20 protein-coding genes are annotated in these 24702 nt (G+C 68.5%); 15 read left to right on the top strand and 5 right to left on the bottom strand.

The window, feature by feature from the left end:
- Positions 1-4 precede the first annotated feature (4 nt).
- Positions 5-1945: an acyl-CoA dehydrogenase family protein gene (locus ACWDU4_RS06615; RefSeq protein ID WP_450113072.1), complete on the bottom strand. Its 1941-nt coding sequence runs from the start codon at positions 1943-1945 to the stop codon at positions 5-7.
- Between the two features lie 241 nt (positions 1946-2186).
- Here ACWDU4_RS06615 and ACWDU4_RS06610 point away from each other — a divergent pair, with 241 nt between their 5' ends.
- From ACWDU4_RS06610 to ACWDU4_RS06590, 5 genes are all read left to right on the top strand, one after another.
- Entirely contained in the window at positions 2187-3617 is a 1431-nt protein-coding gene (locus ACWDU4_RS06610) for a DUF1254 domain-containing protein (RefSeq protein WP_450113071.1), read from the top strand.
- A gap of 75 nt (positions 3618-3692) precedes the next feature.
- The gene (locus ACWDU4_RS06605; protein WP_450113070.1) at positions 3693-4619 is read left to right on the top strand and encodes a LysR substrate-binding domain-containing protein; all 927 of its coding nucleotides are present in this window, start codon (positions 3693-3695) and stop codon (positions 4617-4619) included.
- 147 nt (positions 4620-4766) lie between these two features.
- Positions 4767-6092: an MFS transporter gene (locus tag ACWDU4_RS06600; protein WP_450113069.1), complete on the top strand. Its 1326-nt coding sequence runs from the start codon at positions 4767-4769 to the stop codon at positions 6090-6092.
- Between the two features lie 2 nt (positions 6093-6094).
- Positions 6095-8011 carry an FAD-dependent monooxygenase gene (locus ACWDU4_RS06595; protein WP_450113068.1) on the top strand — a complete coding sequence of 639 codons (1917 nt, stop codon included), beginning with the start codon at positions 6095-6097 and terminating at the stop codon, positions 8009-8011.
- Positions 8004-9221 (top strand): MFS transporter, encoded by a 1218-nt coding sequence (locus tag ACWDU4_RS06590; RefSeq protein ID WP_450113067.1) that lies wholly within the window; start codon positions 8004-8006, stop codon positions 9219-9221. Before ACWDU4_RS06595 ends, ACWDU4_RS06590 begins: the two co-directional genes overlap by 8 nt.
- A gap of 16 nt (positions 9222-9237) precedes the next feature.
- Here ACWDU4_RS06590 and ACWDU4_RS06585 read toward each other — a convergent pair whose 3' ends face one another.
- Complete coding sequence (locus tag ACWDU4_RS06585) at positions 9238-9903, bottom strand: IclR family transcriptional regulator (RefSeq protein WP_450113066.1); 666 nt, start codon at positions 9901-9903, stop codon at positions 9238-9240.
- A gap of 214 nt (positions 9904-10117) precedes the next feature.
- On the opposite strand from ACWDU4_RS06585, the gene ACWDU4_RS06580 reads away from it, so the two are divergent.
- The 6 genes from ACWDU4_RS06580 (at position 10118) to ACWDU4_RS06555 (ending at position 15678) form a co-directional block, all read left to right on the top strand.
- Positions 10118-10573: a nuclear transport factor 2 family protein gene (locus ACWDU4_RS06580; RefSeq protein ID WP_450113065.1), complete on the top strand. Its 456-nt coding sequence runs from the start codon at positions 10118-10120 to the stop codon at positions 10571-10573.
- Between the two features lie 80 nt (positions 10574-10653).
- On the top strand, positions 10654-11490 hold the full coding sequence (locus ACWDU4_RS06575) for an SDR family NAD(P)-dependent oxidoreductase (protein ID WP_450113064.1): 837 nt from the start codon (positions 10654-10656) through the stop codon (positions 11488-11490).
- The gene (locus ACWDU4_RS06570) at positions 11483-12268 is read left to right on the top strand and encodes an SDR family NAD(P)-dependent oxidoreductase (RefSeq protein ID WP_450113063.1); all 786 of its coding nucleotides are present in this window, start codon (positions 11483-11485) and stop codon (positions 12266-12268) included. Before ACWDU4_RS06575 ends, ACWDU4_RS06570 begins: the two co-directional genes overlap by 8 nt.
- A complete protein-coding gene (locus ACWDU4_RS06565; protein ID WP_450113062.1) occupies positions 12265-13725 on the top strand; it encodes an FAD-dependent oxidoreductase in 1461 nt (486 codons plus the stop codon). Before ACWDU4_RS06570 ends, ACWDU4_RS06565 begins: the two co-directional genes overlap by 4 nt.
- A 42-nt stretch (positions 13726-13767) precedes the next feature.
- Positions 13768-15123, top strand: a complete 1356-nt coding sequence (locus ACWDU4_RS06560) for an MFS transporter (RefSeq protein WP_450113061.1) — start codon at positions 13768-13770, stop codon at positions 15121-15123.
- A 66-nt stretch (positions 15124-15189) separates the two neighbouring features.
- The gene (locus tag ACWDU4_RS06555) at positions 15190-15678 is read left to right on the top strand and encodes a nuclear transport factor 2 family protein (protein ID WP_450113060.1); all 489 of its coding nucleotides are present in this window, start codon (positions 15190-15192) and stop codon (positions 15676-15678) included.
- A gap of 94 nt (positions 15679-15772) precedes the next feature.
- Here the strand turns inward: ACWDU4_RS06555 and ACWDU4_RS06550 are convergent, their stop codons facing one another.
- The 3 genes from ACWDU4_RS06550 to ACWDU4_RS06540 form a co-directional block, all read right to left on the bottom strand.
- Positions 15773-17122, bottom strand: coding sequence for an MFS transporter (locus ACWDU4_RS06550; protein ID WP_450113059.1), 1350 nt, complete (start codon positions 17120-17122; stop codon positions 15773-15775).
- A 43-nt stretch (positions 17123-17165) separates the two neighbouring features.
- Entirely contained in the window at positions 17166-19472 is a 2307-nt protein-coding gene (locus tag ACWDU4_RS06545; RefSeq protein ID WP_450113058.1) for a cytochrome P450, read from the bottom strand.
- Between the two features lie 257 nt (positions 19473-19729).
- Positions 19730-20413 (bottom strand): IclR family transcriptional regulator, encoded by a 684-nt coding sequence (locus ACWDU4_RS06540; RefSeq protein ID WP_450113057.1) that lies wholly within the window; start codon positions 20411-20413, stop codon positions 19730-19732.
- A gap of 221 nt (positions 20414-20634) precedes the next feature.
- On the opposite strand from ACWDU4_RS06540, the gene ACWDU4_RS06535 reads away from it, so the two are divergent.
- The 4 genes from ACWDU4_RS06535 to fahA all read left to right on the top strand — a co-directional run bounded on the left by ACWDU4_RS06535 (position 20635) and on the right by fahA (position 24649).
- The gene (locus ACWDU4_RS06535; protein ID WP_450113056.1) at positions 20635-21204 is read left to right on the top strand and encodes a MarR family winged helix-turn-helix transcriptional regulator; all 570 of its coding nucleotides are present in this window, start codon (positions 20635-20637) and stop codon (positions 21202-21204) included.
- 171 nt (positions 21205-21375) lie between these two features.
- Positions 21376-22590 carry a homogentisate 1,2-dioxygenase domain-containing protein gene (locus ACWDU4_RS06530; protein ID WP_450113055.1) on the top strand — a complete coding sequence of 405 codons (1215 nt, stop codon included), beginning with the start codon at positions 21376-21378 and terminating at the stop codon, positions 22588-22590.
- Positions 22587-23471 (top strand): hypothetical protein, encoded by an 885-nt coding sequence (locus ACWDU4_RS06525; protein ID WP_450113054.1) that lies wholly within the window; start codon positions 22587-22589, stop codon positions 23469-23471. The genes ACWDU4_RS06530 and ACWDU4_RS06525 overlap by 4 nt, the downstream gene beginning before the upstream one ends.
- The gene (gene fahA / locus ACWDU4_RS06520; RefSeq protein WP_450113053.1) at positions 23468-24649 is read left to right on the top strand and encodes a fumarylacetoacetase; all 1182 of its coding nucleotides are present in this window, start codon (positions 23468-23470) and stop codon (positions 24647-24649) included. Before ACWDU4_RS06525 ends, fahA begins: the two co-directional genes overlap by 4 nt.
- Positions 24650-24702: the final 53 nt, after the last annotated feature.

Raw genomic sequence — 24702 nt, 5'->3', positions numbered from 1 at the left:
CGGGTCACGTTTCGACCGGGGCGTTCGCGAACCGGCGGGCCAGGTTCGGTTCGGTCGACGGTCCCGGCGACCAGGACGCGATCCACGGTCCGGTGCCCTCGCTCTGGTCCAGCACCCCGGCTTCGAGCCAGGTGTGCTCGCCGCCGAGGATGTTGCCGGCCACGCGGTGGTCGAGTTCGTCGGTGTTCTCCCACAGGCCGGCGAAGAGGCGGTCGATGCGCAGCCGGGACTGCTGGCAGAACGCGTCGGCCAGCTCGATCGCACTCGCGCCGCGGGCCGGATCGCGCGTGCGTTCCATGTCCGCGCGCACGCAGGCCGCGGACATCGCGAACAACTCGGCGCCGATGTCGACGACCCGGCCGAGGAACACCTGGTGCTTCTCCATGCCGGCCTGCCAGCGGGCCATCCCGTAGAAGGTGGACCGCGCCAGCTTGCGCGCGTTGCGCTCGACGAATCTCAAATGTGTTGCCAGCGTGTCGAACTCGCCGTACGAGTTGGGCAGTTGGCCCTTGCCGGACACCAGGTGTGGCAGCCACTTGGCGTAGAAGCCGCTGGCCCCCAGTGCCGCCTTCGCCTTGTGCTGCATGTCGGCCTTGGGGTCGGCGAGGTCGCCGGCGGCGCTCAGGTGCGCGTCGACGGCCTCCCGCGCGATCAGAAGTCGCATGATCTCGCTCGAGCCCTCGAAGATCCGGTTGATCCGCAGATCCCGCAGCAATTGCTCGGCGGGCACGGCGCGTTCCCCGCGGGCGGCCAGCGACTCCGCGGTCTCGTAACCGCGGCCGCCGCGGATCTGGATCAGCTCGTCGGCGATCCGGCAGGCCATCTCGCTGGCCCACAGCTTCGCCAGCGCGGCCTCGATGCGGATGTCGTTGCGGCCTTCGTCGGCCATCTGGCCCGACAATTCCAGCGTCGCCTCCAGTGCGAAGGTGGTGGCCGCGATGAAGGAGAGTTTTGCCGCGACCGCGCCGTGCTCGCCGACCCGACGACCCCACTGCACGCGCTCCGCGGACCATTCGCGGGCGATCTTCAAGGACCACTTCCCGGCGGCGGTGCACATCGCGGGAAGCGCGAGCCGCCCCGCGTTCAGGGTGGTCAGAGCGATCTTGAGGCCGTCGCCCTCACGTCCGATCAGGTTCTCGGCGGGTACCCGCACCCGGTGCAGCCGGGTGACACCGTTCTCGATGCCGCGCAGGCCCATGAAGGCGTTGCGGCGCTCGACGGTGATGCCGGGGGAGTCGGCCTCGACCACGAACGCGCTGATCCCGCCGCGGTGATCGTCACTGCGCGGCACCCGCGCCATCACCACCAGCAGTTCGGCGACCACCCCGTTCGTGGTCCAAAGCTTGACACCGTCGATCTCGTACGCGGTCCCGTCCTCGGTCGGGGTGGCCGTCGAGGCCATCCGTGCCGGGTCCGATCCGACGTCCGGTTCGGTGAGCAGGAATGCGGACAGTGCGCCCTGCGCGCAGCGCGGCAGGAATCTCCGCTTCTGTTCGTCGGTGCCGGCCAGTTTGAGGGGTTCGGGAACGCCGATCGACTGGTGGGCGGACAGTAGGGCGCCGAGGCTCGGGTGCACCGATCCGACCAGCATCAGGACCCGGTTGTAGGCCACCTGGGACAGCCCCAGACCGCCGTACTCCTCGGGGATTTTCAGGCCGAAGCAGCCCAGCTCGGCGAACCCGCGGACGTACTCGTCGGGGATCACCGCGTCGCGTTCGATCACCGATCCGTCCAGGCCCTCGCAGTAGTCGCGAAGTTTCACGAGAAACTGTTCGGTGCGGGCGCCCTCCTCCGGGGTGGGGCGGGGGAACGGGTGCACCAGGTCGAGCCGGAACCGGCCGAGGAACAGTTCCTTGGCGAACGAGGGTTTCTCCCAGCCGCTCTCGCGGGCCTCCTCGGCGACCGCGCGTGCCTGTTCCTCGCTGACCTGGGCCGATGACACCATGATCCCCTCCTCGACGGGAACATCGCTGAAAGCCTACTGGCGAGTATTCCCCTCGCTGCGCGTTTGCGGTAGCCCTCCCGGCGAGTCCTTGTCGCCCGGCCTCGGATCGGAAGGGCCCACCGGTACGGGGCGGTGCGCCGGCCGCCGGGGTCGGCTCACCCCCTGTGGATGAGGTGACCGGTGCCGGCGTGTACCTAGCGTCGGTGTCGAAACCCACGCATCCGCACCACAGGGAGATCATGTGAACGACGCAGGTGACGCCCTCGCGCAGGCCCTCGCCGGGATCGGCGTACCCGACCGGGTCCGGACGCCGATCGGGACGTTCGAATTCTTCGACGGGGTCCCACTGCCCGAGACCACGACCAGGCTGTACGACGGGCTCGACTTCCTGCGCGGCGTCGAAGTCTTCCTGAACGCCGTGCCGGGTGCCTCGCTCGTCGCAATGCGGCGCGGTTTTCGCAGCGTGGGCATCGACGGCCTGAGCACGCTCGCCTACACCGACCCGCGGGCCAACTCGGGCAGCTACTTCCTGACGCCGAACACCGAGACCACCTACGCCACGATGTTCCTCGATCTGCGCGACGGACCGGTGGTCGTCGAGCCGCCCACCGAATCACTCTGTGTGGTCGACGATTTCTGGTTCCGCTACGTCGCCGACATGGGCATCGCCGGGCCGGACAAGGGCAAGGGCGGCAAATATCTCTTCCTTCCGCCCGACTACGAGGGCGACGAGCCGGACGGCTACTTCGTCCACCGCACGCCCACCTTCACCAACTGGGCCGTCTTCCGGGCGCTGGGCGGGGTCGAGGCGATCAAGCAGACCCGCGTCTACCGGCTCTCCGACGCCGCGAACCCGCCCGACATGAACTTCGTCAACGTCGCCGACAAGAAGTTCAACACGGTGCACGCGAACGACTTCTCCTTCTTCGAGGAGATCGACGAACTGGTCCAGGAGGAGCCCGCGGAGTCGCTCGATCCCGAACGAGCGGGCCAGCTCGCGGCGATCGGCATCAGGCACGGCAGTCGCTTCGCCCCGGACGACAGGCTGCGCGGAATCCTGGACACCGCGGCCCGGACCGCAGCCGGCATCAGCCGGGCGCTCGTCTACTTCCCCCGCGACCCGGACAGCTTCGTGAGCGCGGGCTCCTCGTGGAAGCAGGCGTTCGTCGGTGGCAGCTACGAGTTCCTGCACAACCACGCCCGGCTGCTGGACGCGCGGACCCAGTTCCACTACTTCGCCACCGTGATCACCCCGGCGATGGCGCACGCGCAGATCGGCGCCGGGTCCGCGTACGCCTACACGGCCGAGGACTCACAGGGGCGGATCCTCGACGGCGGCAAGTTCTACCGCCTCACCCTGCCGCCGAACCCGCCCGCGAAGAACTTCTGGTCGGTGGACCTGTACGACACCCAGACGAGATCACTGATCCAGACCGACAACCCCTACCCGAGCCTGATGAGCCTGAGCGGGACCGTCGAGCCCGAAGCCGATGGTTCGACCGTCCTGTGGTTCGGGCCGACACCGCCCCCCGGCCGGGACGCGAACTGGATCCGCACGCTCCCGAACAAGAGTTGGTTCCCGATGCTCCGGCTCTACGGACCCCTGCAACCCTGGTTCGACGGGTCGTGGCTGCCGGGCGAACTCGTGGAGGTCGAGCCGGAGCAGGGCTGAACGCCCGAGCATCCCGAGTTGCCGCCGCGCCGGCCGTTCCGGCGAGGTGCGAGAATCGGTGGCCGGGAGGTGACGATGACCAGCGCGGCGCGGCCCCCGGCCTACACGATGAGGCAGTTGTTCGTGTTCGTCGCGGTGGCGGAGACCGGCACGATCCGGGAGGCAGCCGAACGGCTGCACGTGTCCCAGTCGGCCGTCTCGCTCGCCGTCACCGAGCTCGAACGAGGACTGCGCGCCCAACTCTGTGTGCGCCGACGGGCGCACGGCGTCCAGCTGACCCCGACCGGCGAGCGGGTCCTGCTGCGGGCGCGGGCCCTGCTGGAGCAGGCCGGTGACCTGGAGGCCGCCGCGGCGGGGGCGGAAGGTGAGCTGACCGGACCGCTGGCGATCGGGTGCTACTCCTCGCTGGGGCCGACGCTGCTGCCGCGGCTGCTCTACGAGTTCAGCGAGCAGCACCCGAGGGTGGGCGTCGACTTCGTCGAGGACAACCAGGACCGCCTGACCCGCCGGCTGACGTCGGGCGAGCTGGACCTCGCGATCGTCTACGACCTCGACCTGTCGCCGGAGTTGCGCCGCGTCCGGATGGACACCCGCCGGCCCGCGATCCTGCTCCCTCCGGGGCATCGGCTTGCCGACCGGCCGGTGCTCGAGCTCGCCGAGCTCGCCGAGGAGCCGATGGTGCTGCTCGACGCGCCGCCCAGCTCGTTCCACGCGCTGCAGATGTGCAGCCAAGCCGGCTTCACCCCGCGAATCCGATACCGGCCCAAGAACTTCGAAACCGCCCGTGCACTCGTCGGCCGCGGTCTGGGTTGGACCCTGCTGATCCAGCGCCCCCAGTTCGACGTCACCTACGAGGGTCTCGAGTTGGCGGTCCGGCCCGAGGTCAACCCGCCGATCGACCCCGTGGACATCCTGCTGGTGTGGTCGCAGGACGCGCTCCTCAGCCGGGCGGCGCGCGCATTCGTCCAGTTCGCGGCGGACGGCAAGTCCGTTCCGTTCTGAACCACAGGATTTCTGCATTTCCATCTCGACTTCTTGCGCTTTTCACGCGATGTGATCCAGGTCAAGATGTCCTGCAGGCCGGTTATCGGCACGCGTGCAGTTTGGGCTCGTCCGGTGTACGCATCAAGAGTTGAAAGGCACCGAACCATGACTGCAACCATGGCCGCGGCTCCGCCGCGGGAGTTGCACGACAAGGCCCGCAAGGCCGCGTTGGGCAGCTTCGTCGGCACCGCGATCGAGTGGTACGACTTCTTCATCTACGGCACCGCCGCCGCACTGGTACTCGGACACCAGTTCTTCCCGAACTCGTCGGACCTCGCAGGCACCTTGGCGTCGTTCGCGACTCTGGCCGTCGGATTCATCGCGCGCCCCATCGGTGGCGTCGTCATGGGGCACTTCGGTGACCGTGTCGGCCGCAAGTCGATGCTCGTCATCTCGCTGCTGCTCATGGGCTTCGCGACCGTCGGCATCGGTGTGCTTCCCAACTACGACGCGATCGGCGTCCTCGCCCCGATCCTGCTGGTGACGCTGCGCTTCATCCAGGGCCTCGGCGTGGGCGGCGAATGGGGCGGCGCTGTGCTCGTCGCCACCGAGAACGCCCCAGAGGGCCGCAAGGGTCTCTACGGCGCCGCACCCCAGATCGGCGTGCCCGCGGGTGTCCTCCTCGCGAACCTCGTCTACCTGCCGCTGACCGCGTTCATGAGCGACGAGACGTTCAAGGCGTGGGGCTGGCGCATCCCGTTCCTGCTGAGCGCCGTCCTCGTCCTGGTCGCGATGTGGATCCGCCTCGGGCTCGAGGAGAGCAACGAGTTCCAGGAGTCCAAGGATCAGGAGCAGTCGTCCAAGCTGCCGATCATGGAGGTCCTCACCAAGCACTGGAAGACGGTCCTGCTGGCCGGTGGCACGTTCATCGCGACCAACGGAATCGCCTACGCCTACATGGTCTACGTGCTCAAGTACGGCGAGACCGAACTCGGCTTCAGCAAGACCACGATGCTGTTCCTGCTGATCGGGTCCTGCCCCTTCTGGATGGCGGGCATGGCCTTCAGCGCGTGGAAGTCCGACACGCTCGGCCGCCGCACCGTCTACGTCCGCAGCTCGATCGCGCTGGTGATCGCCGCCGCCGTGTTCTTCCCGCTGATGGACACCGCCGTTCTCCCGGTCATGGCCGCCGCGATGATCAGTCTCGGCTTCATCCTCGGCTGCTGCGCCGGCCCGCAGTCCGCGCTGTTCGCGGAACTGTTCCCGCCTGCGATCCGGTACTCCGGGGCTTCGCTCGGCTACCAGGTCGGAGCCATCCTCGGTGGTGGCCTGGCACCGATCGTCGCCACCGCGCTGTTCGCCGGCTTCGGCACCTCGCTCGCGATCACCGGCTACTTCGTGCTGATCGCCCTGATCAGTCTCGCCAGCATCCTCGTGCTGAAGGTCCCCGGCGCCCAGCCCTCCCGTCCGATCGAGCAGGAAGCGGTCTGAGCATGTCGACCTACTACCAGCCCAGCAAGTACCCGGCATCGGACTTCGCGTCGATGACTCCCACCGACGAGGCCCTCCCGGTCGTGGTGGTCGGCGCAGGCCCCGTCGGCATGGCCGTCGCCCTGGGTCTCGCGCAGCGGGGCATCCCGGTCACGATCCTCGAAGCGGCCGACCAGGTTTCGTTCGGCAGCCGCGCGATCTGCATCTCTCGGCACAGCCTCGAGGCCGCCGCGCGCCTCGGCTTCGGTGCGGAGCTCGAGAAGATCGTGCTGCCGTGGGTCGGTGGCCGCAGCTTCTATCGGGACGAGCAGGTGCTGCACTTCCAGATGCGCAACGCCGATCACGACGTCCGCCCGCCCATGATCAACGTCTCCCAGTCGGAGTTCGAGCAGATCATGGTCGACACGATCGAGGCCAACCCGCTCATCACGCTGCACTGGTCCGCGAGCATCGCGGGCGTGCTGCGCGCCGGCGACGAGGTCACTCTCGAGGTCGACTGCGCGGCAGGCACGCGCCACCTGCGCGCCCGCTGGGTCGTGGCCGCCGACGGTGGGCGCAGCCGCATGCGCGAGCTCGCCGGACTGCGCCTGCAGGGCAACAACTACGACGGGCGCTACGTCATCGCCGACATCCACTGGGAGTCGGAACTGCCTGCCGAGCGCATGGTCTGGTTCGATCCGCCGAGCAACCCCGGCTCGACGATCATCATGCACAAGCAGCCGAAGAACATCTGGCGCATCGACTACCAGCTGGATCCGTCCGAGGACGCCGAGATCGAGACGCAGGAAGATCGCATCCGCGATCGCATCACCAAGCACCTCGAGTGGCTCCAGAACGACCTGCCGTGGACGCTCGAGTGGCACGGCTTCTACAGCGCCCGCGCGCTCGCGCTCGAGAACTTCACCCACGGCCGGATCCTGTTCGCCGGCGACGCGGCGCACCTCGTGCCGATCTTCGGTGTCCGCGGCCTCAACTCGGGCATGGAGGACGCCGAGACCCTCGCCTGGCAGTTGGCGGCGGTGATCCACGGGAACGCAGACGCCGCACTGCTGCAGGCGTATTCGGTGGAACGCCACGACGCATGGCGGCAGAACGTCGCGAACGCCGGCAAGAGCACGCTGATCATGTCGCCCGGCAGCCACGGCTACCTCACGACGCGTGACGCGATCCTCGCCCTGTCGGTGACCCGCCCCGAGTTCAGCCACCTCATCAACCCGCGTCAGTCCAGCGCCACCAACGCGCGGATCTCGCCGCTCACGTGGCCGACCCCGGCCGACGCCTCGGGTGTCGCTGCGGGCGACCCGGTCGAGGATCGCCGGGTGACCACCGCCGACGGTGTCGAGACGTCGCTGAACGTGCTGCGCGGCACCGGGTTCGCGGTGCTCGGCGTGAACGTCGACGCCGCCGCCCTCGCGGCGGCCGCCGCCACGCTCGCAGGTGCGCTCGCGCCGGAGTCGGTGCGTGCCATTCTCGTCGGCGCCGACGCATCCGCGTCCTCCGTCGCGGTCCTGCCGGACGCGGACGGGCAGGTGGCCGCGGCGCTCGGCGCCCGTGACGGCGAGATCTTCGTCATCCGCCCCGACGGCGTGCTGCTGTGCCGCATCGACGGTGTCGACCGCATCGACGACGTCGCGCGGCACCTCGGCCAGGGCGATGCCCCGGCCGGCGCGTCCGCCGCCGTGGACAGCGGACCGCAGATCGATCCGGCCGAACTGCGCCGCGAGAACGTGTGGATGGGCCTGTCCGACGCACTCGACCAGGTCGCCGAATCGGACCGCGAGGGCTTCCTGGCGCGCCTCGCGCTCGTGCTCGGATCGCAGGTCGGGCAGCGAGAGTTCGAGGAAGCCGTCGCGGCTGCCGCGGATCCGTCCCTCATTGTTCCGGCGGACGAGAACACGGGTGCCACCATCGGTGCCTGAGAGGGCCCCCACGATCGGGGCCGCACGGCGCACGCCGGCGGCCCCGACCGCGTCTTCGTGGGGCGTCGTCGCGGTTGCGTTGAGCGCGGGCGTGCTGGCCGCGAGTCAGGTCGGCAAGGTCATCGTCGCGCTGCCGGTGGTGCGGGACGACCTCGGGATGAGCCTGACAACGTCGGCGGTGCTGCTCTCGTCCTACACGTTCGTCGGCGCCCTGATGGGCAGTGCCGCAGGAGGATACGTCGACCGGTGGGGACGACGGCGGACGCTCGCGCTCGCTCTGGTCGTCCTGGCGGCCGGCGCCGCCCTGGGCGCAGTCTGTCCCGCGACACCCGTCCTGCTGTTCTCCCGGATCCTCGAGGGGCTCGGCTTCATGGGCGTGGCGGTGTCGGCTCCGGCGCTCATCACCTCCGCTACAGGGGAGGGGCACCGACGCCTGGCTCTCGGTGTGTGGGGGATCTACATGCCGCTCGGCCAGTTCGTCGCGATCCTCGCCGGGCCGGCGGCGATCGGCGCGATCGGGTGGCGCGGGCTGTGGGCGGTGAACGCCGCGGCTCTGCTCGCCTGCGCGGCAATGGTTCTCGCGGTCGTGCCAACCCCGGCTGCGGCATCGGGGGCGTCCGCGGTCACGAAATCCGCACCGGTCTGGCGCAACTCGGCCGCGATGCTCCTTGCGATCGCGTTCGGGACCTACTCGTTGCAGTATCTCGCGGTGATCGGCTTCCTGCCCACGATGTACGCCGCCGGCGGGTGGGCGGACACGTCGGCCGCGGTGCTGACGGCGCTGGTGGTGCTCGGCAACATCGTCGGCAACGTCAGCGCCGGGCTATTGCTGCACCGGGGCGCGCGGCCCGGAACGCTGATCGCGGTCGCGGCGTCATCGATGGGCCTGGCCGCCGTCGTGGTCTACGCGGGCTGGGCGCCGTTCGCGTTGACCTACGCGGCCGCGGTGGCTTTCGCCCTGCTCGGTGGTCACCTTCCGGCCGCGGTGTTCGCGGCGGTGCCCGCGGCCGCGACCGGACCGAGCGAGATCGGTCCGGTCAACGGGCTGGTGGTGCAGATGTCGAACGTGGGCTCGATCGTGGGCCCGCCTGCGGTCGCGTTCGTCGCCACACACGTGGGTGGTTGGGCGATGAGTCAGCTGGTGCTGGGTACCGCGGCTGCGGTGTGTGTCGCCGCCGGTGTCGCGGTGCGGGTCAGGGATTCTCGCTGACGCGCACCGCACCGGGTCAGCGCAGCAGCAAGGATCCCAGCCTCTGGGCGGCGCCCATGACGGCCTCGCCCAGCTTCTGTTCGTCGGACGAGTCGAACACCGAGACGCCGATGCTGACGAGGTCGGCGGGGCGACGGTTCGGAAGGGCCGCCGAGATGCCGGTGACGGAATGGGTCACCTCGCCCGAGGTGACCGCGAACCCGCGCTCACGTGCGCGGGTGACCTCGGGGCGTTCGCCGTCCCGCGGCGGGAGCACCGCGAGCATCGCCAGACCCGCCGATCCGCGGTTGATGGGGTCGATCTGACCCGGATGGAAGCCGACGTGCGCGCGGGAGTTGCGGGGTTCGATGACCATCAGTGCGCGGACGGCGTCCACACCTTCCCGGACGGCGAGGTGGGCGGTCGCGGAGGTCACGTCGGCGAGTTCCTCGAGCACCGGACGTGCGAGCTCGCGCAGATCCTGTTCCACCGAGCCGGCGAGCGTGACGAGTCCCGCGCCGAGCAGGATCCGCTTGTTGTCGGTGCGTCGGCAGACCCGGTGGGCCTCCAGGGTGCGGACGAGGCGGTCCGCGACGGTCCGGTGCACCCCGATGCCGTCGGCGATCTCGGTGATCGTCAACCCGTACTTGTGCTGCGTCAGCAGTTCGAGGATCTCGAGGCCGTTGTACAGCGTTTTCGACATGCGCGAGTCGAGCGGGACGGCTCCCGTTCTCCTTGCATTTTCGGTCGTGTGCTCATCGGAACGAGCCGATGTCATGGATCCCTCCCTTGACGCATGTGAGACGAGCCACCTACGCTTCACCTTAATCGCACTAGCCGTTCGATTATCGCACACATCGTGTGACGGTGCAATCCCGATCGGGATGTACCGGCGAATGACCGAGGAGTTCGTTTCAATGACCGGGACCGGTATCACTGGCGCTGCCGACATCGCCGCGGCCGCGTTCGTGGAGATCCACCAGCTCTACGGTCGCCAGAGTCATCTCATCGACGAGGGGCACGCGGCTCGGTGGGCGGCCACCTTCACAGCGCAGGGGGAGTTCCACTCGCCCAGCTACCCGGCCCCGGTCGTCGGCACGGTCGCCCTCACCGAGTTCGCGCACGGGTTCGTCGCGAACGCGGCCGCTGCAGGCGAGGCGCACCGGCACGTCCTGACCAACATCGACGTCGAACCCGGCGGAGACGGTGAGCTCGACGTCCGCGCCTACCTGCAGATCGTCGCGACGCGGATCGGCGGTGAGTCCCGCCTCGTGCGATTCACCACTGTCACGGACCGTGTGGTGCGAGAGGACGGCCAGTGGCGCATCGCGCGCCGCACCGTCCGGCGAGACGACCAGGCCCGACCGGCCTGACCGTCGACCCCCTGCGAGGCCTCGGCATGCGAGTGCCTCGAACCTTTTGTAGAACATTGCTTTTGGAGGAACACCCGATCATGGCTGACAACGCTGACACCCAGAACCCCGGCCGCACCAACGCGTCTCAGATGACCGCGCGATACCCGGAGATGGCCGGCAAGGTCGCCGTCGTCACCGGCGCCGCCCGCGGGATGGGCGCGGCTTTCGCCGCCGGTCTCGCCACCCGCGGCGTCGACGTCGTCGGTGCCGACATCAACGAAGAGCAGATGGCGGCCACCGCGCAGGAGATCAACGACGCCCTCGCGGCGACCTCGATCGCCGACGTTCCGGGCCGTGTCGTCGGTGCCCGCGTCGACGTCACCAAGGCCGACGAGCACGAGGCCCTCGCGCAGACCGCGCTGAAGGAGTTCGGCCGCATCGACTTCTGGATCAACAACGCCGGGATCTTCCCGTTCGGGCTCGTGCAGGACATCTCGCCCGAACAGATCTCCGCCGTGCTCGACGTCAACGTCGAGGGGGTGTTGTTCGGCTCTCAGGCTGCGGCACGGCACATGGTTCCCGGCGGCGCGATCGTCAACATGTCGTCGGTCTCCGCTGTGCGCAACCGCCGTGGCCGCGCCGCCTACTGCACGTCCAAGGCGGCCGTCGCGCACCTGACCCAGTCGCTCGCGGTCGAGCTGGGCGACAAGGGTATTCGCGTCAACGCGATCGCCCCCGGCTACATCGACACCGAGATGACCCGCTGGGTCCAGGAGGATCCCGTCGCCCTGGCGAACGCCCTGGACTCCGTGCCGCTGCACCGGCTGGGTTCGCCCGAAGAGGTCTTCGGTCCGATGCTGTTCCTGCTGTCGGACAGCGCCCGCTACGTCACCGGCCACTCCATCGCCGTCGACGGTGGGTCGCGCCATGTCTGATGCCGTTTCGTACCCCGGAGTCGTCCTCGTCACCGGCGCCGCCGGCGGCATGGGCGCCAATCATGCGAAGGCGCTCGCCGCGCGCGGTGTGCACGTGTGCGTCGCCGACGTCGCGGACACCTCCGCGGTCACGGCCGAGATCGAGGCCGCCGGAGGCAGTGCGTCGGCGCACGAACTCGACGTCGCCGACTCCGCCGCATGGACTCGCGTGATCGACGAGATCCGTTCCGTCAAAGGAGAACTCGGTGGCCTGGTCAACAACGCCGGTATCAGCCGTCGGCGCGAGTTCATGGACACCCCGGACGACATCTGGGAGTTGACCATGCGGATCAACCTGTTCGGCCCGTTCTACGGGATGAAGGCCGCCGCACCGCTGATGCGGGAGAGCGGCGGCGGATCGATCGTGAACATCTCGTCGATCTCCGGCCAGGTCGGCTACTTCTCGCCGGCATACGCATCGAGCAAGTGGGGGCTGACGGGGCTGTCGAAGTCGGCGGCCGGACAGTTCGCGCAGTGGGGCATCCGGGTGAACTCCGTGCACCCCGGACTGGTGGGCACAGCCCTCGTCGGGGGAGCCGACGCCTTCGTCAAGGCCTCGCTGGAGAGCATTCCGGCCGGACGCATGGGCACCGTCGACGAGATCACGAACGCGGTGCTGTTCCTGCTGTCCGACCGATCGACGTACATGAACGGCAGCGAGGTCACGGTCGACGGCGGCCTGGTGTCCAACGGGCTGTACCACCGCATCCTCGCCGAAACGGAAGGAGTCCTCTCATGAGTGAAGACAACTGGGACGTCGTCGTGATCGGCGGCGGCGGAGCGGGACTCGCGGCCGCGGTGTCCGCGGCCGAGCAGGGCGCATCGGTGCTGCTGTTCGAGTCGCAGACCGAACTGGGCGGCTCGACGCAGCTGTCGGCGGGCCTGTTCACCGCCGCCGGCACCAGTGTCCAGCGCGGCCTCGGCATCGAGGACTCCGCCGAGAAGTTCTTCCAGCACTACATGGATCTCAACCACTGGATGCTCAAGCCGGGTCTGGTCCGGGCGTTCTGCGAGAACGCCGGTCCCACCCTGGAGTGGCTCATCGAACTGGGTGTCGAGATCCCCGCCCGGGAGTCGGCCAACGCGCACATGCCGGGTCTGGCTCAGGCGGGCGTCGAGGACGTCTGGCGTGGTCACGTGCCCAAGGACCAGGGCTACGGGCTGGTCCAGGTGCTCGACAGGGCCCGTCGCGACCAGGGCGTCGAGGTCGTCATGAACACCCGCGTGCAGTCGCTGCTCGTCGAGGACGGCCGGGTCGCCGGTGTCGTCGCCGACGACATCGAGGTCCGCGCGTCGTCGGTAGTGATCGCCAGCGGCGGGTTCGCACAGAACAAGGACCTGGTCGACAAGCTCTATCCGTTCGCGAACCGGGGCGGCGACTCGCTGTTCGTCGTGGCCGCGGAGGGTAGTCAGGGCGATCATCTGGCCTTCGGGAAGCAGGTCGACGCCGCCGTCACCGGTGAGGGCTGGGGCCTGATGCTCCCGACGGCCTACTTCCAGCGCCACCACCACTGGCAGTCCGGCTTCCCGCCCAAGTCACGGATCTACGTCAACGGCGACGGCCGCCGGTTCATGGACGAGGACGCGTCGTACGCGGTGTCCACCGGCATCATCGACGCACAGCCGGACGGCGCCTGGGTCGTGTTCGATGAGAATGCTCGCGTGAATCTTCCTGTGGGATATACTGATTGGGCTCCGGAGCGGATTCTCGACGAGGCCGACGCCGGACGCACTCTCCGAGCGGACACGCTCGGGGACCTTGCCGCCGTGATGGGCGTGCCCGCCGATGCTTTCGAGGCGGCCGTCGCGCGGTGGAACGATCAACTCCCCAACGGTGTCGACGACGACTTCCTGCGTCATCGCACCCTCTCGAACAAGGGATCGACCGCCCACCCGGACCCGATCGACCAGGGCCCGTACTACGCCGCCCGGTTGCTGCCCGCCGAACTCGTGTGCACGCACGCGGGGGTCGAGATCGACAGCAACGCATCGGTACTGGATCGGACCGGTCGTCCGGTCGCGGGACTCTTCGCGGCCGGCGAGGCCGGAGCCGGCATCCTCGGTCTCCGGTACGTGGGCGGCGGCAACGCCGTGGCGAACGCCCTCACGATGGGCCGGATCGCCGGAATGAACGCCGCGCGCACCGCACGCGGCGAGTCGACGACATCGACGGCACTGACAACTGCAGGAATCTGACACCGAGCGTGTTGCGCACCAGACACTTACAAAGGACCATCCATGACAACGAACGACATTGTGGAGCCCGCGGTTCGTAACCCCGGGCCCGCCCGAGGACCGGATCCCGTGCAGACCCAGACCGAGCCGAAGCAATCCACCGTCAAGGTGGTGCGCGCGGCCATCGTCGGCACCGTCGTCGAGTACTACGACTTCGGCATCTACGGGTACATGGCGACCATCATCGCGTCGCTGTTCTTCGTCTCGGAGAACGACACCGCCGCACTGCTCGGTACGTTCGCGACGTTCGCGGTCGCGTTCTTCCTGCGGGTGCCCGGCGGCATCTTCTTCGGCCACATCGGCGACAAGTACGGCCGCAAGAACGCCCTGTCCTGGACGATTCTGCTGATGGTCGTCGCGACCGCGGCGATGGGCATGATGCCCACGTATGTCACGCTCGGCGTGTGGGCAACGGCGATCCTGGTGCTGGCCCGCTGCCTGCAGGGCTTCGCGGCCGGTGGCGAGTTGGGCGGCGCCAACGCGTTCGTGTCGGAGTCCGCTCCGGCCAAGTGGCGCGCGTTCCAGACCTCGATGGTCAACTCGGGCACCTACCTCGGATCGCTCGTGGCGTCGCTGACCGCGCTGGCGCTGACCTCGGTGTTCACGCACGACCAGATCATGTCGTGGGCGTGGCGTATCCCGTTCCTGCTGTCCGTCGTCATCGGCGTGATCGGCATCTGGATCCGGAACCACATGGAGGACACGCCTCAGTTCAAGGAGCTCGAGGACAAGGGCGAGACCGCGAAGGTGCCGGTCAAGGAACTGCTCACCAGTTCCGGTCCGGCACTGGTGAAGATCATCTTCCTCGGTGCACTCATCACGGGTGGCTACTACATCGCGTCCGTGTACGCCGCGACGTACCTGCAGAAGGCCGGCGGCCAGTCGTCCACCGTCGCGTTCCTGTCCACGTCGCTGGCCCTGGTCCTCGGTGTCATCACGCTGCCGATCGCGGGCTACCTGGCCGACCGCTACGGCCGCAAGCCCGTGCTGTTCACCGGCACCGTCGCCGCCGTCGTCCTGGGCATCCCGATGTTCATGCTGATGGCGGGCGGCAGCATCTGGCAGGCGGTCGTCGGCCAGTCGGTCCTGTTCATCGCGGTGTCGGTGGTCAACGGTGCGTCGTACGTGACGTACGTCGAGATGCTCAAGGCATCGGTCCGCTACAGCGGCCTCGCCCTGGGCAACAACATCACCAACATGGCGCTCGGTGGCACGGCCCCGTTCATCGCGACGTGGCTGATCGACATCACCGGCAACAACCTCGCGCCGGCGTTCTACTTCGTGTTCTGTGCGCTGCTCACCCTCGGTGCGATCTTCTTCGTCAAGGAGACCAAGGGCATCGAACTCCGCGTCGACTAGTCCGGTCCCGTCGGGCCCTGCCGGTGGCGACACCGGCAGGGCCCGTTCGTACGAGAGGAGCTGCGCATGTCGCTCATCGACAAGCAGGAGATCACCGAGGTCCTGTACCGCTACGCACGGGCGGTGGACCGCAAGGACTTCGACCGCGTCGCCGACTGCTACTTCCCCGACGCGATCGACAACCATGGCGGATACATCGGCACCGTGGACGGCCTGATCGAGGACATGAAGGCCCGGCACGCCACCATCGACTCGTCCCTGCACTACGTCACCAACGTGCTGATCGAGCTGGACGGCGACACGGCGAACGTCGAGTCGTACTGCCTGTGCTACCTGCGGCAGGTTCCCCGGGTTCCGGGCGGCACGCAGGCGCGGGCCACCGTCAAGTGCCGCTATGTCGACCGCTTCGAGCGGCGCGACGGGCAGTGGCGCATCGCGGACCGCATCGTCGTGTTCGACGAGTCCGTGACCGAGGAGATCGAGGACGGCCTCGACTCCCACTGGGTTCGCTCCCGTCGATCCCTCGAAGACCCGGTGTTCACGGGGAACCCCTGACCGGCAACAGTTCTGGAGCGATGATGACGGCAGCGCCGGCACCCTGTGGGTGCCGGCGCTGCCGTATCGGGTGCCCGACCGGGGTGAAATGCGGTCAAGCGACCTCGTCCAGGTCGACGCCCTTCGTTTCCCTGCTGAACAGGAGTGCGGTCACCGTGATCGCCATCGTGACCACCAGATAGCCGATCACCGTGCCGACGCCGAAGTTCTCGATCAGCCAGACCGCGATGAACGGGGCCGGGGCCCCTGCGATGATCGACGAACCCTGGAACACCAGCGACGACCCGGCGTAGCGGTAGCGGGTGGGGAACAGCTCGGTGATCCAGGCAGCCTCCGGGCCGGCGAGCATGCCGTGGAAGAAGGCGCCGACGCAGACACCGACCCACAACAGCGTCAGGCTCTGCTGCTGCACCAGCCAGAAGAACACGGGGGCCCACACGACGAGGACCACCGCAGGCACGAGCATCGCGATGCGGCGGCCCACCCGGTCGGACCAGGCGCCGCCGCCGATCATGCCCACGAACTGGAACAGCGACGCGAACGTGACGGCCAGGATGACGTCGCCACGCGGAAAGCCGTGATACGTGGTGGCGTAGGCGATGACGAACACGGTGTAGACGTAGAAGGCGATGTTCTCGCCCAGGCGCATGCCGAGGCCGATCAGGACCGGGCGGGGATGTGACAGGGCCTCCAGGATGCTCGACCGTTCCCGGGCGGCAGGCGTGTTCTCGGCCTGCGCCTGCGCGGCCTTGAAGACGGGGGACTCCTCGACTCCGCGGCGCACCCAGAAGCCGATGACCAGCAGCGGAATCGCGAAGAGGAAGGCAACACGCCAGCCCCACTGGTCGAACGCCTCGTCGGACAGGAACACTCCGATGACCGTGATCACGATCGTCGCCAGGACCGTGCCCATCGGGGCCCCGGCCTGCGGCCAGGACGCCCAGAAGCCGCGCTTCCTGGGCTCGCCGTACTCACTGACCAGCAGCACCGCGGCGCCGAACTCGCCGCCGAGCGCGAAGCCCTGGATCATGCGTAGCGCCACCAGCATGACGGTCGCCCAGATGCCGATCTGGTCATACGTCGGCAGCAGGCCGATCGCGGCGGTCGCGGTGCCCAGCATGATGAACGTGACGACCAGCATCGGCTTGCGGCCGAACCTGTCACCGAGATGACCGAACACGATGCCGCCCAACGGGCGGGCGACGAAGCCGAGACCCTGCGTGGCCAGCGCCAGCAGCAGCTTCGCGACACCGCTGTCGCCCGGGAAGAACAGCGGGCCGAGGACGGTCGCGGCGAGGATGCCGTAGATCGCGAAGTCGTACCACTCGAGCACGGCGCCGGCCATGCTGCCGGTCAGGACGCGCTTGAAGCTCGACTTGGGTGGCTGGGCGGTGTCGGTCGTGCCCGGCGGCACGGCGACCCCGGTGACGGTCGGAGATCCCATGACGGATCCTTTCGGGTGCTGGAGATTCTGGAGGGGAGGTGGGTCAGAGCGCGAGGGTGATCTTCTTGCCGCACGCACGTGAGCAGCAGGTCATCATCGACTTGTTCTGAGCCCGTTCGGTTTTGGTGAGCACCATGTCGCGGTGATCCACCTCGCCGTCGAGGACGGGGGCTTCGCACGATCCGCACAGCCCCTCCTCGCAGTCGCTCTGGATATCGATGTTCGACGCGCGCAGGGCGTCGAGAACCGTCTGGTCGGCCGCCACCTGGACGGTGAGCCCCGAGTCGCGCAGTTCGACCTCGAACGCGTGCTCGTTGGCCGGATCGAGCGTCGCCAGGTTCGACGTGAAGTGCTCGACGTGGAGGGACTCCTCCGGCCAGTGCACGGTGGCCTCCTCGAGGGCGGAGAGCAGACGCTCCGGTCCGCACGAGTAGATCTGGGTTCCGGGGGCCGGCGTCGCGAGCAGCGCCGGGATGTTGAGGCGGGTTCCGGCGGCGCTCGAGTGGATCTCGACCTTGTCGCCGTGATCGGCGGTGAGCCGGTCGAGCAGTGCCATCGTCGCGACATCGCGTCCGCAGTAGTGGATCTCGTAGTCCTTGCCGGCCGCCTTGGCGTGGTCGGCCATCGCGATGACCGGGGTGATGCCGATGCCGCCCGCGACGAAGATGTAGCGCTCGGCGTCCGCGTCGAGCTTGAAGTGGTTGCGCGGGCCACGCATCTTCAGGACGTCGCCGGCCTGCAGGGTGTGGTGCACGTAGCGCGATCCTCCGCGGCTCTCGGGCTCCTCGAGCACGGCGATCTCGTAGTGCGACAGGTCGTTCGGGTCGCTGCACAGCGAGTACTGCCGCGACAGTTCACCGAGTTCGAGGTCGACGTGTGAGCCCGGGGTCCACTTGGGCAGCGGCCTGCCCGACGGATCGGACAGCATCACACGCACGACGCCGTCGGCGGCCGGGGTGATGGCGTCGACCGAGACGGTACGCGAGATGTTGGTCTTCGACGGCTCACCGATCTTCACCGGCTGACGGTTGTCCAGGATCGACGGATCGGCACGCTCGGGGTTCTCGGACGGATCCCACTGCACCAGAACGTGATCCGGACCCCGGAACGACGTATTTGGCAGGTAGGTGAACTTCTGGTCGGGGACCAGTTCCATGTGCGGGAGTCGCTTGGTGAACTCCTCGAGGAAGATCTGCATCTCCATGCGGGCCAGGTTCTTGCCCATGCACTGGTGGCTGCCGTAGCCGAACGTCAGGTGATCGCTGGAGTTCTCGCGACGGATGTCGAAGTCGTCGGCGCCCTCGAAGTGACGTTCGTCGTGGTTCGCGGACGAGGTGACGATCAGCAGCTTCGATCCCTCGGGGATGTCGATGCCGCCGATCGTGGTGTCGGCGGTGACGAGGCGGCGCCACGCGGCGACCGAGCCGGAGTGTCGCAGGCACTCCTCGACGGCGCCCGGGATCAGGCTCGGATCGGCGCAGATCTCCTCCCACACGCTGCGGTTCTCGAGCAGCAGGCGGAAGGCGTTGGCCGACGCGTTTGCTGTGGTTTCGTGTGCCGCAACGATTCCCGCCATCATCATCGAGTGCAGGTACGAGTCGGTGACGACGTCGGGCTGCTCCTGCTGGACCCGGATGCCGAACGGCATCCAGCCGTGGCCGGACGGATCCTTGCGCATCTTGTCGAGCACCTGGCCGGCGTACTGCCAGAACTTGCCGACGGCCTCGGCGACCGCGACCTGCTCCTCGACCGCCGGGCGCCCCCACGTGTTCACGGTGTGCGCGATCGAGTAGCTGCGCAGCTCGTCCATGTCCTCCTCGGGCACGCCGAGGAAGTGCAGCGCGACGGTGAGCGGGACCTCCCACAGCATTTCGTCGACGAGGTCGGCCTCACCGGTCTCGATGAAGCGGTCGACGTACTCGCGGGTGAGGCGACGGACCATCGGCTCGTGGTGGACCAGTTCCCTGGGGGTGAACGGGTCCATCAACACGCGCCGGCGCGGCATGTGCGCGGGCTCGTCCTCGTTCACCAGGGTGCGCGCCATCGCGTAGTCGTACTTGGCGAGCGTCGCCGTCGCCTCGTCGGAGACGGGGGTGATCTTCTCGAGCGCGATCGACGGCGAGAACAGGATGTTGTCGCGGAAGACGGCCTTGACGTCCTCGTATCGGGTGACGACCCAGTAGCCGATCTCGGGGCTGTAGAACACCGGCTCTTCGTCGCGCGACCAGCGCAGTGACGCCGCGGGGTCCACCTGGTACGGACCGGTGAAGGGATCGAAGGCGGCGGCATTCGGGGAAACCGGGCAGCCTGCGCTCTGCAGGGCCTTGTGATCGATCGGGCACGCGCTCATGACTTTGAATCTCCGTTGGTCTTGAACTCGCTCTGAACTGCGAAGTTACTAATAACGCACAACCTGTATCGGTGAGCGAACTTCGCACAGAGTAAGTGCGGTCACATTCGGGGTCAAGTGCGGTCCGGAGAACAACGCAGGCGGTCCGTTCTGCGGCTTTGCGTTGTTCTGCCGGCGTCGGCCGGCCGCAGGGAGGGCGCAGGGCAAGGCCTGGCGAAGGTGTGACGATCAGGCCGCGGCGGGCCCGAGTGGGAGCGTCAGACGCTGATGAGGTGTTCGATCTCGCGGGCGGTGCGTAGTACCGCGTCCGCGGCTCGGTCGGTGTCGAGACCGTCGATCGCGACGACCCCGACGCTGCGCTCGAGGCCGGTGCTCGAGCCCGCGCCCTGCGGCAGTGCAATGCCCGCGGCGATGCCGACGGCGCCGTGTTCGAGCTGTCCGCGGGTGAGGCTGTAGCCGTCGGCCCGGGCCCGGCGGACCTCATCGGTCTCGCCCGGTGCCTCCTGGCGCAGGGCGAGGATCGCGATCCCGGCCGCGCCCCGGTCCAGTGGATGGCTGCTGCCGACGCGGTAGCCGACGCGCAGCAGGGTGTCCTCCGGTTCGGCGACCATGATCACGACACAGTTCTGGCCCTGAGCTGCGGAGACGAACGCCGTGGCGCGTGTCTCGTCGGCGAGTGCGTGCAGGAGGGGCTGGACGTCGCTCGCGAACTGTGGTTCGAATCGTGAGGCGAGCACCGCAGCCGCGACACCGAGCCGGATCCGGCCGTCGGCGGTGCGCGCGACGAGGGAATGCTCTTCGAGGGTGGCGACGATCCGGTAGCAGATGGCCCGGTGGACGTCGAGTTCCCGGGACAGATCGGCCACCGAGATGCCGGAGGGCGACTGGGCGACGATGTCGAGCGCGCGCAACCCACGGTCGAGCGTCTGCAGCGTGCTCATGTTGCGTCCTGTTCTCGGATCGTCGCCGGTAAGTCGGTAGGAGTCCTTTGTACAGACTCTCTCGGTGGCGGCGGTAACCCCTGGGGCGTGGCGGCTCGCCGCCGTGAACGCCCGCGCCGGCAGGCGGCGAGCGAGCGCCGAAAAATGATTCACAGATATATTAGTTGGGTGACTGATGAGACGAGCGGGGCGCCGCCCGCCACCGGGATAGTGTTGGCCCCATGAGTGGGGACGAAGCGCGCGGCGGGGCAGGGGAGTCGGCGACGGCGTCCCCCGGCTCACTCGACTTCTGGTCGTTCATCGACCTCGCCAATCGGCGGCTGAGCACCGAGTTCGGCGCCACGCACCAATTGGCCACGCAGGTCTTGCTGACGCTCAACCGGGCCGCCAACGTGGTCACCTACGACCTCGAGTCCTCCGTGCATCGGCCCCGCGGGCTCTCGTGGTCGGCGTTCCGGCTGATGTTCGTGACCTGGCTCGCCGGCCCGATCGAACCGAAGAGCGCGGCCAAGCTGACCGGTATGAGCCGTGCGGCCGTGTCGAACCTGACGAAGACCCTGGAAGCGGGCGGCCTGCTCGAGCGGACGCCGGACGAGCGCGACGGTCGCTCGGTGCAGCTGTCGCTCACGGAGAAGGGGCGCGCCGAGATGGCCGCGACCTACCGGGAGCACAACGAACGCGAGTACGCGTGGGCGAGCGTGCTGACCGAGGCCGAGCAGCACGTGCTGGTCATGCTGCTCGACAAGCTGATCACCAACCGCAGTCAGTTCGACGTCCGCGGCCGTAACTGACCCCGACTGCGCGTCCGTGGTTGCACCCGTGCCCACGAAATAGTTAATGTGTTTACTAACGTGATGACGTGAGCCGGGGGCCGGCCGCACGCGGCTCCGTCGATGCGTCGACAAGCAGACCGGTGCCCGCCAGAGTGGAAGCCGGGGAGATCTCAGACCCAGGAGGCCGTCATGGCGTTCTACCGACAGCTCGGCAACGTCCCGCCGAAGCGGCACACCCAGCATCGCGACGAGGACGGGCAGCTCTACTTCGAGGAGCTGATGGGCGAGGAGGGGTTCTCCTCGGACTCGTCGCTGCTGTACCACCGCAACATTCCGTCGGCGATCGTCGACGCGACGGTGTGGGACCTGCGCGACCAGACCACCACCCCGAACCATCCGCTCAAGCCCCGGCACCTCAAGCTCCACGACCTGTTTCCCGAGCAGATCTGGGCCGAAACCGATGTCGTCACCGGCCGCAGGCTGATCCTCGGCAATGCCGACGTGCGCATCTCGTACGTGGTGGCCGCGAAGGAATCGCCGTTGTACCGCAACGCGATCGGCGACGAGATGGTGTACGTCGAGTCCGGCGAGGCGATCGTCGAGACCGTGTTCGGCGCACTGCACGCACGCCAGGGCGACTACGTGCTCATCCCGATGTCCACCACCCACCGATGGTTGCCGCAGGGCACGGAACCGCTGCGCGCGTACGCGATCGAGGCCAACAGCCACATCGTCCCGCCGAAGCGTTACCTGTCGCGCTTCGGTCAGCTGCTCGAGCACGCGCCCTACTGCGAGCGGGACCTGCACGGGCCCGCCGAGCCGCTCGTCGCCGAGGGCGCCGACGTCGAGGTCCTGGTCAAGCACCGCACGTCCCACGGCATCGTCGGCACCCGCATGGTGTACCCGACACATCCGTTCGACGTCGTCGGCTGGGACGGCTGCCTGTACCCGTACACGTTCAACATCTCCGACTACGAGCCCATCACCGGCCGCGTGCACCAGCCGCCGCCGGCGCACCAGGCGTTCGAGGGCAACAACTTCGTCATCTGCAACTTCGTGCCCCGCAAGGTGGACTACCACCCGCTGTCCATCCCGGTGCCGTACTACCACTCGAACGTCGACTCCGACGAGATCATGTTCTACTGCGGCGGCGACTACGAGGCGCGCAAGGGATCGGGCATCGGGCAGGGCTCGATCTCCATCCACCCCGGCGGCCACGCCCACGGCCCGCAGCCGGGCGCGTACGAGCGCAGCATCGGCGTCGAGTTCTTCGACGAACTCGCCGTCATGGTCGACACCTTCCGCCCGCTCGAACTCGGCGAGGGCGCCCTGGCCTGCGAGGACGAGGCGTACGCGTGGTCCTGGGCCGGGCGCGGACCGCAGGCGGGGGAGGGCGCACAGTGAGTACAATCTCCCCGCTCCTGGCCGGGCTCTGCGACGACGCCGCGCTGTTCCCCCCGGGTAACGCACCCCTCGAGTCCGCGGTACCCGCGCACTTCGCGCACGAGGACAGCCCGCACGCCGACCTGGTGGGGCCGTTCGTCTTTCCCGCGACCCGGCTGGTCGAACTGCCGGCCGTGCTCGCCGACCGTGGCGGACGCACCCTGCCGGTCAGTCTGACGGTGCCGGGCGGCACCGACTTCGTGCCGCAGGCGATCGAACAGTTGCGCGCGATCGACGGTGCACACCTGGTGGCCCTCGAGATCGCGGTGCCGATCGACCAGTCCGTCGCGGACCTGTTCGCAAGCCTGCACGAAATCTCCTCCACCGCACCGGGAGTGGACATCTACGTGGAGGTTCCGCGAGACGATCGCCGCGCCGATATCCTCGCCGCGCTGCCCGCCGCCGGGTACCGGGCGAAGTTCCGCACCGGCGGTGTCGTCGCCGATGCCTACCCGGACGAGGTGGAACTGGCGAAGGCCATCGACGACGCCGTCTCCCTCGGCGTGCCGTTCAAGGCGACCGCCGGACTGCATCATGCGGTGCGGAACACCGATCCCGACACCGGATTCGAGCAGCACGGGTTCCTGAACCTGATGCTCGCCACCCACCTCGCCGGGACGGGCGCGGGCACGGACGCCATCGCCGCGGCGCTCTCGGACCGGGACGGCGCCCGACTGGCCGCCGCGCTCGGCGCGCTCCCGGGCGATGCCGTCGCCGCGCTGCGCGACCGCTTCCGGTCGTACGGCACCTGCAGCATCTCAGACCCGCTCTCGGACTTGACCGCCCTCGGCCTGGTGTCCGACCCGGAATCCCCCGCAGTCGACGAAGGAAGCCCCGCATGACCGTCATCCCGATCCCCGACGACTCCCTCTTCGGCGTCGACAACCTGCCGTACGGCGTCTTCTCCACGGCCGGAACCGATCCGCGGGTCGGTGTGCGTGTCGGCGACCACGTGGTCGACCTCGCGAAGGCCCTCGGCGACGACGTGTTCGCGCAACCGACCCTCAACGCCTTCATGGCGCAGGGCCGTGTGCGGTGGGACGCGGTTCGTGCGCAGATCACCGACCTGGTCGCCGGTGAGATCGCCGACGACGCGGTGCTGCCGGTCGACGCGGTCACGATGCATCTGCCGATCGCGGTGGCCGATTACGTCGACTTCTACGCGTCCGAGAACCACGCCTCCAACCTCGGCCGGCTGTTCCGCCCGCAGAACCCCGACCCGCTCATGCCGAACTGGAAGCACCTGCCGGTCGGCTACCACGGCCGCTCGTCCACCGTCGTCGTGTCGGGCACGGACATCGTCCGTCCGTGCGGCCAGCGCAAGGCTCCGTCCGACGACGCACCGACGTTCGGCCCCTCGCTCCGCCTCGACATCGAGGCCGAGATGGGCTTCATCGTCGGGGTCGGCTCGCCGATGGGAGCCTCCATCACCCCGGATCAGTTCGCCGAGCACTGCTTCGGTGCGGTGATCCTCAACGACTGGTCGGCGCGCGACATCCAGGCGTGGGAGTACGTGCCCCTCGGTCCGAACCTGGGCAAGAGCTTCGCCACGTCGATCTCCGCGTGGGTCGTTCCCCTGGCGGCCCTCGAGGCCGCCCGTATCGACACCCCGGTGCAGGACCCGACGCCGCTCCCGTACCTACAGGGTGACGAGAAGTGGGGCCTGGACATCGATCTGGCGGTCGAGTGGAACGGTGACGTCGTCAGCCGTCCGCCGTACGCGCAGATGTACTGGTCGCCCGCGCAGATGCTGGCGCACACCACCGTCAACGGCGCCGCCGCCTCCACCGGCGACCTGTTCGGCTCCGGCACCATCTCCGGTCCCGAGAAGGACCAGCGCGGTGCCTTCATCGAATTGACCTGGGGTGGAGCGGAGCCCGCCACCGTCGCGGGCGAGGAGCGCACCTTCCTGCAGGACGGCGACGAGGTGTCGATCTCGGCGACCGCACCCGGGGCGAACGGCGGGCGCATCGGCTTCGGCGAGGTTCGCGCCCGCATCCTGCCCGCCACCGGCGCCTGACGCAGACAGTCCCGGCGGGCCCGCGGGGGGCGGGGGGGGGCGGGGGGGCGGGT

The organism is Rhodococcus sp. NPDC003348, assembly GCF_053589375.1.
This window is presented reverse-complemented; position numbering and strand designations above follow the sequence as displayed.